Origin of the sequence: Niallia sp. HCP3S3_B10, assembly GCF_052064465.1 — a bacterium.
Taxonomy (GTDB): Bacteria; Bacillota; Bacilli; order Bacillales; family Cytobacillaceae; genus Niallia; species Niallia hominis.
In genome coordinates this window covers 1-1,015 of sequence record NZ_JBQHVO010000146.1, presented here as the reverse complement: position 1 = coordinate 1,015, position 1,015 = coordinate 1, and the positions used below count along the sequence as shown (strand labels likewise).

Below are 1,015 nucleotides of genomic sequence, written 5' to 3'. Positions count from 1 at the left end.
ATGAGGACAAAAAGATTGCCTCCCCCAAAGGGGCAGCTCGTTTTGAAACAGCACCAGGTAAACAAGCACAACTAGATTGGAAAGAAAGTATACTATTTGATACTAAGGATGGTCAACAGGTAGAAGTGAATGTGGCCGTTCTTGTTCTTTCTTATTCAAGGTTCCGCACGTTCCATCTAAGTATCTCTAAATCACAAAGTACATTGTTTTCGTTTTTAACGGAAACATTTGAAGCACTTGGTGGTGTGCCTTCAGAGATAATTACGGACAATATGAAAACAGTTATGGATGAAGCTAGAACAGAATTTTCTAGCGGAAAAGTGAATAATAAGTTTGCACAATTCGCTAACGACTTTGGTTTTAAAGTAAAACCTTGTGTAGCAGGCAGACCACGTACAAAAGGAAAAGTAGAAACAACGATGAAACTATTAGATGAAATTCATGCTTATCAAGGTCAACTGACCTTAGAAGAATTACACCGATTTGTACAGGATTTATGTAATCGAGTCAATCATGAGGTACATCAGGGGACTGGCAAGATACCAGTATTAGAATTTAAAAAAGAAAAGAACCTCTTACACCAGCTACCAACTGTCCAAGTAAGAGATTCCTATCGAATCAATCATAAGCTTGTAAAAGTGAATGCCTCCAACATGATTTCTTACAAATCGAATCAATACTCGGTACCAGCAAAATACCAAGGAAAGAGAGTTGGACTACAAGTGTATGATGATCAAATATGGGTTTATTATAACACGGAGCTCATCGCACAACATCCCTTAAGTGGGAAGAAATTAAATTATCAAGAAACCCACTATCAGGAATCACTAGGGGTTTCTATGCCTAACTATCCTAATATTGATGAGTTAGCGAAAAAGAACTTAGCAGCGATTGGAGAAGTGTATAAATAATGAATCAAGTAACAACAACAAATCATCAGCAATTATTAAAGAATCTAGAGTATCTGGGGCTTAAGCAAATGACGTTACATTTAAATGAAGTCATAGACTTTAGT

1 protein-coding gene is annotated in these 1,015 nt (G+C 36.7%); it reads left to right on the top strand.

From position 1 onward, the window contains the following. Positions 1-911, top strand: a 911-nt coding sequence (gene istA, locus ACTNDN_RS24900) for an IS21 family transposase (protein ID WP_441132570.1), incomplete at its 5' end; no start/stop codon positions are given. Positions 912-1,015 lie beyond the last annotated feature (104 nt).